Source organism: Pseudomonas sivasensis (assembly GCF_052938085.1).
This window is the reverse complement of record NZ_CP176442.1, coordinates 3,788,770-3,803,702: the sequence shown is the minus strand read 5'-3', so window position 1 is coordinate 3,803,702 and position 14,933 is coordinate 3,788,770. Positions and strand designations below refer to the sequence as shown.

The 14,933-nt window shown below is 63.4% G+C and carries 1 protein-coding gene; it reads right to left on the bottom strand.

From position 1 onward, the window contains the following. Window positions 1–3 precede the first annotated feature (3 nt). Window positions 4–14,895, bottom strand: coding sequence for a non-ribosomal peptide synthase/polyketide synthase (locus ACKZ62_RS17435; protein WP_447095585.1), 14,892 nt, complete (start codon window positions 14,893–14,895; stop codon window positions 4–6). Window positions 14,896–14,933: the final 38 nt, after the last annotated feature.

Below are 14,933 nucleotides of genomic sequence, written 5' to 3'. Positions count from 1 at the left end.
GTTTCAACTGGCTACGGGTTGCAGCGCCAGGTGCTGCAACAGACCCTGAAGCAGGGTCGGGTGGTTAAGCATGTCGTAGTGGCCGGCGGCGATCTGTTCATTGCTCCGGGCGCTGGCCAGGTTCGATGCCGGCTGGTCGGCAAGCGCCTTGGCCCACCAGCAATGGGCTTGCGCCTGGGTGGGCGGCAAGCCGTCCAGTCCCGTGGACAACGCCTTGAGTTTCATCGCTACCTGGAACGTGTGAGCCAGCTCCTCGGTGCTGATTGCGGCATACACCGAACGCGCGGCAGCGCCTGACTGGACCTGTGCGATCAGTTGCTCCAGCACCGCGCTGTCCGTCGTCGCCCTGACGTCGAAGGCTGGCAAGGCCTCAGCCGACAGGCCGAACAGTACCGCGAGGAACCCGCGCAAGTCGTCGCTCCAGTCGTCGCTCAAGACGTCTTCGCCAGTGGGCACAAAACTGTCCACCAAGCCGAGAAACTCCACGCGTTGGCCCTGGCTTTCCAGCTCCTGGGCCACCAGCACCGCGAGGGTGCCGCCCAGCGACCAGCCCACCAGGTGGTACGGGCCGCTGGCTTGCTGCTGGCGGATGTACTGGCTGTAATCGATGGCCATGGACGCCAGGGAATCATCGTTCCACTGGCGGTCCAGCAGCATGCGACATTGCAGGCCGTAGACGCTGCGCTGTCCATCCAAGCGACGGGCCAGGGGCTCGTAGTCGAACACCGTGCCAAAACCGGCATGCAGGCAGAACAACGGCGAGCTGTGCGTCGTTTCACTGTTGAGCAGCAGCAGCGGATTCAGGCTGGCATCGTCCTCGGCAAACCCGGACAGCTCAGCGATGGTGGGTTTGCCGATCATGTCCCGCAGTTTCAGTTCGATGCCGATATCCGGCTGGCTGCGCACCTTCGACAGCACCTTGAGAATGCGCAGCGAGTCGCCGCCCAATTCAAAGAAGTTGTCGGTGACGCCTACACTCTCCAACTCCAGCACCTCCTGCCAGATCGCTGCCAGTTGTGCCTCCAACGCATTGCGCGGTGCAACGAAGGCGCGGCCTTTGAAGTCCGGGTCAGGCAGGGCCAGGCGGTCCAGCTTGCCGTTGGGGTTGAGCGGGAAGGCCGGGAGCGCGAGGATTTGCGCCGGCACCATGTAGTCGGGCAATTCCACCTGCAAAGCTGCACGCAGGCGTTCGCCCAGCCCGGCCGAAGCATCGGCCACCACGTAACCGATCAGTTGCTTGCCGCCGGCCGTATCGCGGGCGACCACCACGGCGTCTTGCACGTCGGGGATCTCGCGCAGGCGTGACTCAATTTCTCCCAGTTCGATACGGAAACCGCGGATTTTCACCTGGTTGTCCAGGCGGCCAAGGTAGTCGATCACGCCGTCGGGGCGTTGGCGCACCAGATCTCCGGTGCGATACAGGCGTGTGCCGTTGGCAGCGAACGGGTCAACCACAAACCGTTCGGCGCTCAGGCCGGGCCGCTGGTGATACCCACGGGCAACGCCTTCGCCGCCGATGTACAACTCGCCCGCCACGCCATCGGGCACTGGGTTGAGGTGTTCGTCCAGCACATACAGGGTACGTTCACCGACGCGGGTGCCGATCGGCGCGTACACCGCGTTGCAGCGTTCGTCGGCACTCACTTTCCACAGCAGCGGGGTAACCACGGTTTCGGTGGGGCCGTATCCGTTGGTCAGGTACTGCGGCTTGAGCACGCGTTTGACCAGCTCGAAGTTGGCCTCGGCCACCGCGTCACCGCCGAAGCAGTAGATGCGCACGGGCGGTGGTGCATCGGTTTGGCTGTCGCCGTACTCGGCCAGCTGTTGCAGATACGCCGGAGGGAAGCAGGCGATGCTGATGCTGTGGGCGTTCAGCGCCTGCCAGGTTTCTTCCGGTGTCCACAGCTGGTTACCCCGCACCACCAGGCACCCGCCGCTTTGCAGTGTCGACAGCCAACGCTCCTGGGCACCGTCGAAGGCGAACGACATGAATAGCAATTCGCGGGTGCCGCTGTCCATCTCGTAACGCTCGGCAATCGCCTGGCAATGCATGCGAATTTGCCCATGGGTCACGGCGACGCCCTTGGGCTTGCCGGTGGAGCCCGAGGTGTAAATCAGATAAGCCAGATTATCGTCGTGCACCTGCGGTGCCGGGCACGTCGCCGGCCAGTCCGACAGCGGCAGGCGATCCAGGTCGATAAGCGTCGCCTCGCCCAGGCCGTCGAAGCGCGACCGCAGCGAGTGCTGGCTGATCAGTACGCTCATGGCAGAGTCTTCGACGATCCACTGCACGCGGTCCTGCGGGTAGTCAATGTCCAGCGGCACGTAGGCGGCGCCGGTTTTCATGACGCCATAGAACGCGACAATGACGTCCACCGAACGCTCCAGAGCGACGCCAACGAACATCTCCGGCCCGATGCCCTGGGCCATGAGGCAGTGGGCCAGGCGGTTGGCCCGGGCATCCAGTTCGCCGTAGCTCAACTCGATCCCGTCGCACACCACCGCCACTGCGTCAGGGCGCTCCAGTGCGTGTTGACGGATCACCTGTGCCAGGTGGGCGCGTGGTGCCATGGCTGGGCTCAGCACGTTACGTTGCAGCAACAGTTGCTGTTCGGTGCCTGCCAGCATAGTGAGGCTGCCGACGTTGGCCTGGGCGTTGTTCAGCAGTTCCAGCAGCAGGGTTTCAAAGCTGCGCAGGATTTGTGCGGTGGCGGCCTCGGTAAAGCGGTTGCGCAGGTACAGGAACTCGATCTTCAGGGTGTCGCCGAGGTTGATCGCCAGGTCCATGGCAAAGTTGGTCACATCGCGGCTGCTGACGTCGCCAAAGCTCAGGCGTTCTTGCCCGGCTTCCTGCAGGCGTTCGTCCACCGGGTAGTTTTCAAACACCAGAATGCTATCAAACAGCGGCTGGCCACCTTGGCCCGACCAGCGTTGTACGTCCGCCAGGGACGCGTGCTCGTGGTCGCGCACTTCCAGGTTATAGGCCTGCAACGCTTGCAGCCATTGGGCGACGGGCATGTGCGGTTGCGGGGTCTGGATAATGGGCAAGGTGTTGATAAACAGCCCGAGCATGTCCTCCGAGCCTGGCAGGCTGGCTGGACGACCCGCGACCGTCGCGCCGAAGCACACGGTGTCCTGGCCGGTATAGCGCTGCAACAGCAGTAACCACGTGGCCTGGATCAGCGTGTTCGGGGTGACGCGCAGACGTTGGGCCTGCTCACGCAAGTGTGCGGTTTGCAGCGCATCCCAATTCAGATACAGCGCCGCGTGGCCTTCCAATTCCATGGCCGGTTTGGGCGACAGGCTGTTGGCGAGGGACGAGGTGCCGTTCAAGTCCTGGAGCTTGGTTTTCCAGAACTGCTCCAGTACCGCCTGGGATTGATCTTGCAGCCAGCGGATGTAATCGCGGTAATGCCCGCGTTTGGCCGGTGCGGCCTGGCCGTTGTAGATCGCGAAGACTTCACCCAACATCCGCGAGTTGGACCAGCCGTCCATGAGGATGTGGTGGCTGGTCCAGATCAGGTAGTGCGTCTGCGGGTCGAGCTGCACAAGGGTCAGGCGTGTGAGCGGCGCACGCAGAAGTTCGAAGCCACGGGCGCAATCCTGGCTCGCGAGTACCTCCAGGTCTTGGGCGGTGACGCCCCGTTGCTGCCAGTCGAGTACGTCGACAGGCATCGTCGCTGCGCGATAGACCACTTGCAGCGGTTCGGCCAGTTGGTTGTCGGCCCAGAACCCGGTACGCAGGATTTCATGGCGCTCAATCACGGCGTTCCAGGCTGCTGTGAACCGCGCAACGTCCAGGCCGGTGACCGAGACGGCCATCTGGTTCACGTACAGAGCGCTTTCCGGTGCTTCCAGTGTGTGGAACAACATGCCCTGTTGCATCGCCGACAACGGGTAGACGTCTTCGACTTGTGGCAACGGCACCGGCAGGCGATCCAGTTGCGCCTGGCTGATCCGCGCCAGCGGGAAGTCGGACGGCGTGACCCCCACGTTGGCGGTGTCGCAGCAATGCTCGATCAGGGCCAGCAGCTCGCGCTTGAGGTCATCGGCCAGGTGCGCAATGGTCGCTTCGTCGAACATCTCCCGACTGAATTGCCAGCCTAGGGTCAGTTCATCACCGTATACCTGGCCATTGAGGCTCAGCCAGTTGCCCAGTGGCGCATTCAGCGCCTGCTCACGGCCGCTGCCTTCGGCAGCAGGGGCCAGCAACGAGCCCTGACTGGCATCGAAACTGCCGTCGAACTGGCCAAGGTAGTTGAACGTGATGCGTGGTGCCTGCAAGGCGCCGAGGCTGGCCCGTGCCTGCGGCGTGCCCAGGTAGCGCAGGGCGCCATAGCCAAGGCCTTTGTCGGGGATTGCCCGCAACTGTTCCTTGATCTGCTTGATGGAGTCGCCAAGGTTGGCGGCCGGCACGAGCTTGACCGGGAACAGGCTGGTGAACCAACCCACCGTGCGGGTCAGGTCGATGTCATCGAACAGGTCTTCGCGGCCATGACCTTCCAGCTCGATCAGGCAGTGCGGGGCGCCGGTCCAGCGGCTGATGACACGTGCCAGGGCCGTTAGCAGCAAGTCGTTGATCTGCGTTCGATAGGCCTTGGGCGCCTGCTGCAGCAATTGTTTTGTCTGCCGGGCGTCGAGGTGGGTATGCAGCGTGTGGCTGTGGCGATTATCCAGGCTGCCATGGGGACGTTCGCATGGCAGGTCGGGCGTGTTGGTGTCGAGTTGCGCCAGCCAGTAGTTCAGTTCGTCCTGGGACGTCTGGTTTTGCGCGCGGCGTTGCAGGCGCTCGGCCCAGGCCTTGACCGAACTGGTGCGGGCCGGCAGCTGCACCGGCTGCTGGTCGCTGACCTGTTGATAGGCGTTTTGCAGGTCTTCAAAAAGAATCCGCCAGGACACGCCATCCACTGCCAGGTGGTGGATCACCAACAACAAGCGCTGGGTACCGTCAGCCAAGTGGATCAACAAGGCGCGGATCAGCGGGCCGTGTTGCAGGTCGAGGCTGCCTTGGGCTTGATCGCACAGGTCCGACAATTGCTCGGCGGTGGCGTCAACCTGTTGCAACTGCCAGTCGACCATTGGCCGGTACTGGGCGCTCCAGCCGCCGGGGTGTTGCTCAAAGCTCAAACGCAGGGCGTCGTGGTGCTCAATCACCGCGTGCAACGCCTGTTGCAGTGCCTCGGCCACCAGCGGTTGCGCAGGTTGGAGCAGTACCGACTGGTTCCAGTGATGGCGCTCAGGGATCGCCGTTTCAAAAAATACCTGGTGAATCGGCAGCAACGTGAGCGGGCCGGCGGCTGGTCCCTGGTCGATCACCTGGGCACTTGCGCCGACACGGGCCACGCTGGCCAGGCCTTGCACGGTCTGGTGTTGGAACAGTTCCTTGGGTGTAAAGGCGATGCCTTGCTGGCGGGCGCGGCTGACCACCTGAATGGAGATGATGGAGTCACCGCCCAGTTCGAAGAAATTGTCGTTCAGGCCGACGCGTTCCAGTTTCAGCACGTCTTGCCAGATGGCCGCGATCTGCTGTTCCAGCGGGCTGTGCGGCGCCACGTAGGCTTTTTGCAGCAGGTTTGCATCAGGTTTCGGCAGGGCCTTGCGGTCCAGTTTGCCGTTGGGGCTCAGGGGCAGTTGGTCGAGGAAGATCAACTGGGCCGGCACCATGTAGTCGGGCAAGTGTTCGCTCAGGCGGTGTTTGATGTCGCTGCGCAATTCAGCGGCGTCACGGGCTTGAGTGGGCACGGCGTAGGCGACTAACTGCCCGTCAGCCGCGATCACCACCGCTTCGCGCACGCAGTCCAATTCCATCAGGCGGGTTTCGATTTCCCCCAGCTCAATGCGCAGGCCACGGATTTTTACCTGGTGGTCGATACGGCCACGGTATTCGATCACGCCGTCGGGCCGGTAGCTGGCCAGGTCGCCGGTGCGGTACAGGCGTTGGCCATCACCGAACGGGCTGGTCATGAAGCGTTCGGCGGTGAGGGCAGGGCGGCGGTGGTAACCGCGCGCCAGGCCTTCGCCGCCCAGATACAACTCGCCGATGACACCGGCCGGCACCGGTTGCAGCTCGGCATCGAGGATGTAGGTGGTGAGGTTGGCGATCGGCTGGCCAATCGGCACGCTGGCCTTGCCTTCCTCGCGGCAGGTCCAGTGGGTTACGTCGATGGCGGCTTCGGTGGGGCCGTAGAGGTTGAACAACCCGGCGTTCGGCAGTTTGGCGAACACCTGTTGTTGAGCGTCCACCGGCAGGGCTTCGCCGCTGCAGATGATGCGTGTCAGGCCGGTGCACTGGGCGACCTGTTCGTCCAGCAGGAACACCTGCAGCATCGACGGCACAAAGTGCAGGGTCGTGACCTGGTAACGCTGAATCAGGCTGATCAGGATGGCCGGGTCGCGATGATCGCCAGGCCCGGCAACGGCCAAACGGGCGCCTGTCATCAGCGGCCAGAAGAACTCCCACACTGACACGTCGAAGCTGAACGGGGTCTTTTGCAGCACCGTGTCGTCGGCGGTCAACCCATAGGCCTGTTGCATCCAGCACAGCCGGTTGGTCAGGGCCGAATGCCGGTTGCCGGCGCCTTTGGGCTTGCCGGTAGAACCTGAGGTGTAGATGACGTAGGCCAGGTTTTCACCGTCAACGGCGACCTCCGGGTTGGTGTCGGCATAAGCGCTGACGTCCAGTTGATCGAGGGTCAGCACCGGCAGCGCAGCCGGAATCGGCAACTGCGTGAGCAGATGCTGCTGGGTCAACAGCAGGCCAATGCCGCTGTCCTCGATCATGTAGCTGAGGCGGTCCTGCGGGTATTCCGGGTCCAGCGGCACATAGGCGCCGCCGGCCTTGAGCACGGCGAGCAGGCCGATGACCATCTCCAGGCTGCGCTCGGTGGCGATACCCACCAGTGCATCGGGGCCGACGCCCAGTTCCATAAGCTTGTGGGCGAGCTGGTTGGCGCGCTGGTTGAGCTGGTGATAGCTCAGCTGCTGGTCGCCGAACACCAGCGCCGTGGCATTGGGTGTGGCCGCCACTTGGGCTTCGATCAGTTGCTGGACGCTGTGGTGCAGCGGGTAGTGGGTGGTGGTGGCGTTCCATGCGCTGACCATCTGATGTTGCTCGGCGTGGTTGAGCATCGCCAAATCTGCAACTCGCTGTTGTGGGTCGCCAATCAGGCTGTGCAGCAGCTGTTGCCAATGCCGCCCAAGGCGCTCGACGGTGGTGGCGTTGAACAGGTCGGTGGCGTAGGTCAGGGTCGCGCTCAAGCCTTCGGCCGATTCGCTGGTGCTGAGGGTCAGGTCAAATTGCGAGGTGCTGCCTTCCCAGTCCAATCCCTCGACCTGCAACGCCGAAGGCAGTGACGGACGTTCGGTGGCGCTGGGTTTGTCGGCACTCTGGTGGTTGAACATCACCTGGAAGAGCGGGTTGTGGCTGAGGCTGCGTTCCGGTTGCAAGGCCTCCACCAGTTGTTCGAATGGCAGGTCCTGATGCGCCTGGGCATCCAATGCATGTTGCTTGACCTGTTGCAGCAGAGCCTCGACCCGCAGGTGCGAGCTGAACTCGGCTTTCATGACTTGGGTGTTCACGAAGAAGCCAATCAGCCCCTCGGTTTCGACCCGGTTGCGGTTAGCAATCGGCACACCGACGCGGATATCGTTTTGGCCGCTGTAGCGGTGCAACAGGGTCTGGAAAGACGCCAGCAACAGCATGAACGGCGTCACGCCAACGCGATGGGCAAAGGCGTGCACGGCATCGCCCAGGCCGGGCGCCAGGGTGATTGACAGGTGGGCACCTCGGTAGCTTTGCTCCGCCGGGCGCGGGCGATCCGTCGGCAACTCCAATACGCTGTGTTCACCGGCCAACTGGCCGGTCCAGTACGCCAGTTGATGTTCACGCTCGCCGGCTTGCATCCATTGCCGTTGCCAGGCGGCATAGTCGGCGTACTGGATGGGCAACGGTGCCAGTGCGTGAGGCTGTCCAGATTGGGCGGCGCCGTACAGGCTGATCAGTTCCTCCACCATCAACTGCACCGACCAGCCATCGGAAACGATGTGGTGCTGGGTCAGTACCAGTACATGTTCATCGTCCGCCAGACGCAGCAGCCTGACCCGCAGCAGCGGGCCGTTTTGCAGGTCGAACAGTTGCCGGGTTTCGTGCTCCACAAAGGCCTTGATCGTGGCGTCGTCCGGCGTGCCGTTCAGCGTCTCGACCACCAACGCCAGCGGTGCCTGGTCGGCGATGATTTGGCGGGGGTGTTCGTTGTCCACCACGAAGGTGGTGCGCAGTGCTTCGTGACGCGCGATCAGTTGATTGAACGCGTGCTCCAGCGCCGCGACATCCAGCGTGCCCTTGAGGCGCAGGGCGGCCGGCAGGTGGTACGCGGCGCTGTGCGGGTCCAATTGCCAGAGGAACCACTGGCGCTCCTGTGCGTAGGACAGGGGCAGCGATTGAGTGCGTTCGACGGGCACCAATGGCAGCTCATGCTGCCGCGCGCGACCGTCCAGGCCGGCGACGAAATCCCCCAGCACGCTGCGTTCGAACAGGCTGCGCAGGGCCACATCCAGCCCCAGGGCCTGACGCACCCTGGAGATGATCTGGGTCGCCAGCAACGAATGGCCGCCCAGTGCGAAGAAGTCATCCGTGAGGCCCACCTGCTCAAGGTTGAGCACGCTTTGCCAGATTCCGGCGACCTGGATTTCCAGGGCCGTTCGCGGCGCCACATAGTGGTTTTGCTGTTGGCTGGCATCCGGCTTGGGCAGCGCTTTACGGTCCAGCTTGCCGTTCGGGCTCAGGGGCAATACATCAAGGAACATCAGGAAGCCCGGGACCATATAGTCCGGCAGCACGGCTGCCAGCGCGGCTTTGATCGACTGGCGCAGCTCTGCGTGCGGCACGGCCGTGGCCTCGGGCACCACATAACCCACCAACTGCAAACCGCTGGCGGCCGGTTGGGCGAGGACGATGGCGTCTCGCACCATGTCGTGCTCCAGCAGTCGGGCTTCGATTTCGCCCAACTCGATCCGGAACCCGCGAATCTTCACCTGATGGTCGATCCGGCCGACGTACTCGATCACCCCGTCGGGGGTGTAGCGCGCAAGGTCGCCGGTGCGGTACAAGCGGCCGCCACTTTGGCTGAACGGGTCGGGCATGAAGCGCTCGGCCGTCAGGTCCGGGCGATTGAAATAACCCCGCGCCAGCAACTCGCCGCCGATCACCAGTTCGCCCACCACGCCAATCGGCGCCGGGGCACCGCTGTCGTCCAGCAGGTAGATGCTGCGTCCGGCCAGGACCTTGCCGATGGGCATGGTCAAGGGCGTGGGGCGTGCGCCGGTTACATAGTCGGTGCAATCAAGGGCCGTGACCGTCACCGTGGCTTCAGTCGGGCCGTAGGTGTTGAGTAATTTGACGTGGCCAAGGCCGGCCTGGCTCCACGCGGCGAGGCCTTCTGGCGGCATGGCTTCACCACCGGCGTGCACTTGCTTGAGGCGCCCGTAATCCCGTGGGCCAGCCGCGGCAAAATCCTTGGCCAGCAGGTTCCAGTAGGCCGTGGTGAGGTCGACCACGCTGATCTGGTGCTTGATCAGGGCGTGGTAGAAGGTCTCGGTGTCCCAGATTTCGGTGCCGCGCAGCACCACCGACGCGCCGCATATCAGGGCCGGGTACAGCTGCTCGACGAAACCGTCGAAGTTGAAGGTGGAAAACTGCAGGATGCGGTCGCCGCCATTGAGATTGAAGAACCCCAACGACACGTAGGCATGGCGAGTCAGCGAGGACTGGTTGATGCCCACGCCTTTTGGCCGGCCAGTGGAGCCGGAGGTGAACATCACATACGCAAGGTTATCGGCATGGGCGCGATTGACCAGGTTGCTGTCGTCCAGATCGACCCAGGCTTGGTTCTGGTCCAGGCACAGGTGCGCCACCTCGGCAGGAATCGTCAGGCGTTCGCGCAAGTGGCTCTGGGTCAGCATCAGTTGCGTGCCGCTGTCTTCGATCATGCACAGCAACCGATCCTGCGGGTATTCAGGGTCCAGGGGCACGTAGGCGCCACCGGCCTTGAGCACCGCCAGTAAGCCGATGATCATGTCCAGACCGCGCTCCACGGCAATCCCCACCAGCACGTCGGGCCCGACGCCCAGGCTCACCAGATGGCGAGCCAGGCGATTGGCCTGGGCGTTGAGTTCGGCGTAACTCAACTGGCGGTCTTCGAAGAGCAAGGCCGGGGCTGATGGTTGCTTCGCCACCTGGGCTTCAAACAGTTGATGGACCCGTTGTTCACTTGGGTAATCAAGGGTGGCACTGCTCCAGTCATGGAGCATCAGGTGCCGTTCTTCATGCCCAAGCATGTCCAGTTCACCCAGGCGTTGCTGCGGGTTACGGACGATGGACTGCAACAGGGTTTGCCAATGCCCGGCCAGGCGCTGGACGGTTGAAGCTTCAAACAGGTCGATCGCATAGGTGAGGGTGGCCAGCAGATCGTCGGCGGACTCGGCGGTGTCCAGCGAGAGGTCAAACTGGGTGCTGGGTAGCGTGCCTTCCAAGACTTCAAGGCTCAGGCCGGGCAGGCTGACGCTGTTTTGCGGCTGCACGCCGGCATGGTTGTACATCACCTGGAACAGCGGGCTGTGGCTGAGGCTGCGCTCCGGTTGCAGGGCTTCCACCAGTTGCTCGAAGGGCAGGTCCTGGTGAGCCTGGGCTTGCAAGGCGTGGTGTTTGACCTGTTGCAGCACGTCGACAAACCGCGCCTGGCCGTTGAGCTCTGCGCGCAGCACCTGGGTGTTGACGAAAAAACCGATCAGACCTTCGGTTTCCACGCGGTTGCGGTTGGCAATCGGCACACCGACACGGATGTCGGTTTGCCCGCTGTAGCGGTGCAACAGGGTTTGGAACGAGGCCAGCAACAGCATGAACAACGTCACGCCTTGCTGCTGGGCCAATTGCTTGAGCGACTGATTCAGCTCGTGGCCCAGCGCCAGTTCCAATTGGGCGCCGCGGTAGCTTTGCTCCGACGGCCGGGTGTGGTCGGCGGGCAGTTCCAATACCGTCTGCTCGCCACCTAACTGCTCGGTCCAGTAGGCCAGTTGGCGCTCGCGCTCTCCGGCCTCCATCCACTGGCGCTGCCACACGCCATAGTCGGCGTACTGGACGGGCAGGTCAGGCAGGCTGACCGGTTGCTGCTGGCTGAAACCGGCGTACAGGGCAATCAGCTCCTGGATCATCACGTTGATCGACCAGCCATCGGAGACAATATGGTGCTGGGTGAGGATCAGGACGTGATCGTCATCCGCCAGTTTCAGCAGTTTGACCCGCAGCAGCGGGCCATGCTGCAAGTCGAACAGCTGCTGGATTTCGTGTTCAACACACGCCTGGATCGCCTGCTCGTCTGCGCCCAGCCGTGACTCGACGGTGATCGCCAGCGGAGCGTGGGCGGCGATCTGTTGGACGGTACGCTCGCCGTCCTGGGTGAACGAGGTGCGCAGGCTTTCATGGCGCTCGATCAGGTGCTCAAAGCTGTGCTGCAGTGCCTGGGTGTCCAGATGGCCGCGCAGGCGCAGGGCCGCCGGGATGTGATACGCGGTGCTTTGAGGGTCCAGTTGCCAGAGGAACCACTGGCGTTCCTGGGCGTAAGACAGGCGCAGCGGCTGGTCGCGTGCGACCCGGACCAAGGGCGGCTCGTGGCGGACCGGTTCTTGGGCCAAGGTGGCGACGAACGCCTGCAAGGTGCTGCACTCGAACAGGCTGCGCAGGGGCACATCGGTGTTCAGGGCATGACGCACACGGGAGACGACCTGGGTAGCCAACAGTGAATGACCGCCCAGCTCAAAGAAGTCATCGTGCAGGCCGACGGTTTCACGCTTGAGCACGTCTTGCCAGATGACAGCGATCTGCTGCTCCAGTGGGCTCTGCGGCGCCACGTAGGCTTTTTGCAGCAGGTTTGCATCGGGTTTCGGCAGAGCCTTGCGGTCCAGTTTGCCGTTGGGGCTCAGGGGCAGTTGGTCGAGGAAGATCAACTGGGCCGGCACCATGTAGTCGGGCAAGTGTTCGCTCAGGCGGTGTTTGATGTCGCTGCGCAATTCAGCGGCGTCACGGGCTTGAGCGGGCACGGCGTAGGCGACTAACTGCCCGTCAGCCGCGATCACCACCGCTTCGCGCACGCAGTCCAATTCCATCAGGCGGGTTTCGATTTCCCCCAGCTCAATGCGCAGGCCACGGATTTTTACCTGGTGGTCGATACGGCCACGGTATTCGATCACGCCGTCGGGCCGGTAGCTGGCCAGGTCGCCGGTGCGGTAGAGGCGTTGGCCATCACCGAACGGGCTGGTCATGAAGCGCTCGGCGGTGAGGGCAGGGCGGCGGTGGTAACCCCGGGCCAGGCCTTCGCCGCCCAGGTACAACTCGCCGATGACGCCGGCGGGCACCGGTTGCAGTTCGGCATCGAGGATGTAGGTGGTGAGGTTGGCGATCGGCTGGCCAATCGGCACGCTGGCCTTGCCTTCTTCGCGGCAGGTCCAGTGGGTTACGTCGATGGCGGCTTCGGTGGGGCCGTAGAGGTTGAACAACCCGGCGTTCGGCAGCTTGGCGAACACCTGTTGTTGGGCGTCCACCGGCAAGGCTTCGCCGCTGCAGATGATGCGTGTCAGGCCGGTGCACTGGGCGACCTGTTCGTCCAGCAGGAACACCTGCAGCATCGACGGCACGAAGTGCAGGGTCGTGACCTGGTAACGCTGAATCAGGCTGATCAGGATGGCCGGGTCGCGATGATCGCCAGGCCCGGCAACGGCCAAACGGGCGCCTGTCATCAGCGGCCAGAAGAACTCCCACACTGACACGTCGAAGCTGAACGGGGTCTTTTGCAGCACCGTGTCGTCGGCGGTCAACCCATAGGCCTGTTGCATCCAGCACAGCCGGTTGGTCAGGGCCGAATGCCGGTTGCCGGCGCCTTTGGGCTTGCCGGTAGAACCTGAGGTGTAGATGACGTAGGCCAGGTTTTCACCGTCAACGGCGACCTCCGGGTTGGTGTCGGCATAAGCGCTGACGTCCAGTTGATCGAGGGTCAGCACCGGCAGCGCAGCCGGAATCGGCAACTGCGTGAGCAGATGCTGCTGGGTCAACAGCAGGCCAATGCCGCTGTCCTCGATCATGTAGCTGAGGCGGTCCTGCGGGTATTCCGGGTCCAGCGGCACATAGGCGCCGCCGGCCTTGAGCACGGCGAGCAGGCCGATGACCATCTCCAGGCTGCGCTCGGTGGCGATACCCACCAGTGCATCGGGGCCGACGCCCAGTTCCATAAGCTTGTGGGCGAGCTGGTTGGCGCGCTGGTTGAGCTGGTGATAGCTCAGCTGCTGGTCGCCGAACACCAGCGCCGTGGCATTGGGTGTGGCCGCCACTTGGGCTTCGATCAGTTGCTGGACGCTGTAGTGCAGCGGGTAGTGGGTGGCGGTGGCGTTCCATGCGCTGACCATCTGATGTTGCTCGGCGTGGTCGAGCATCGGCAGTTCGGCCAGTCGCCGCTGCGGCCCGTCAACGAGGCTTTGCAGCAAGCGCAGCCAGTGCTGTCCCAGGCGTTCAATCGTCGCCGCGCCGAACAGTGCCGTGCTGTACTCGATGCTCGCCGTGATCTGTTGTGGCGTGTAGTCCACGTCCATCGACAGGTCGAACTTGGCCTCATGTTGCGCCACCGGCAGGAACGCCAGGCTCAGCTCACCCAGCGTCAGAGCGGCCGGTTGATCCTGGCTCACCCGCCAGTTGAACAGGGTCTGGAACAACGGGTTGGCCTGGGTGCTGCGTTGCAGCTGCAAGCGCTCGATGATCAGTTCAATCGGGTAGTCGGCATGTTCCATCGCCGCCCGCGATTGCTGGCGCAGCGCTTGGAGAAACTCGCCTGTGGTCAGGTCGTCGGTGAGTTGCGTGCGATAGATCTGGCTGCTGACGAAGAACCCCACCAGGTCCTGGGTCTCGCTCTGATTACGGCTGGCATTCGGCACGCCAACGGTGAAATCCTGCTGGCCGCTGTAGCGACTGAGCAGCAGTTGCCAGGTGCCCAGCAGCACGATAAACGGCGTCAGGTCCTGTTGCTGGCAGAAGCTGTGCAACTGTTGGCTCAGGGCTGTGGGCACTGACAGTTGAAGATTGCCGGCACGGTGTTGTTGTTCGGCATTGCGGGGGAACTCGGTAGGCAGGTCCAGCGTGGGAATCTCTCGTCCCAGGTAACCGGCCCAATAGTCGGCGGCCCGCTGTTGTTCGGGTGTGTTCGGGTACTCCTCGCGCTGCCAGCGGGCGTAGTCCGCGTACTGGATCGCAGGTCGCGCCAGCGGCGTGGTATCGCCCTGGCAGGCGCGTTGGTAAGCCTGGATCAGGTCGTGCATCAGGATCGGGTTGGACCAGGCGTCCGAGACGATGTGGTGCATGTTCAACAGCAGGATATGCTCGTCGCGCTCAAGGGTGATCAGGGTGGCGCGAATCAGCGGGGCTTGCCCCAGGTCAAACGGTGCACCGGCCTCGGCGGCCAGCCGCTCAGTCACGGCGGTGCTACGGGCGTGCGGTGCCAGGCCTGAGAGGTCCTCTTCGCGCACGTGGATGCGGGCTTGCGGGTCAAGCACTTGCCGGGGTTCATCATCGACGGTTTGGAACGCGGTTTTCAGCACGTCGTGCCGGTCGATGATCTGCTGCAAGGCCGCGGCGAGCGCCGATGTATCCAGCGGGCCGCGCAGGTGCAGCGCGTTAGGCAGGTTGTAGGCGCTGCTGTCGGGCGAGAGTTGTTGCAGGAACCACAGGCGTTGTTGGGCGAAGGACAGGGGAGTGGGGCCGCGATGGGTGGAAGCCTTGATGGAATGCTCTGAACCGACGTCGTCGGCCATCAACAAAGCCAGCAAGTCGTCGTCGGGGAGTTGATTCAGTGGGTTCATGTTTGGTCTCGTCGCCATCGGCTGCGTAAATATGCGTT

Bases quoted from the DNA above. Each gene is read 5' to 3' on its own strand.
- ACKZ62_RS17435 (WP_447095585.1), bottom strand. From the start codon at position 14,895: ATGAACCCACTGAATCAACTCCCCGACGACGACTTGCTGGCTTTGTTG.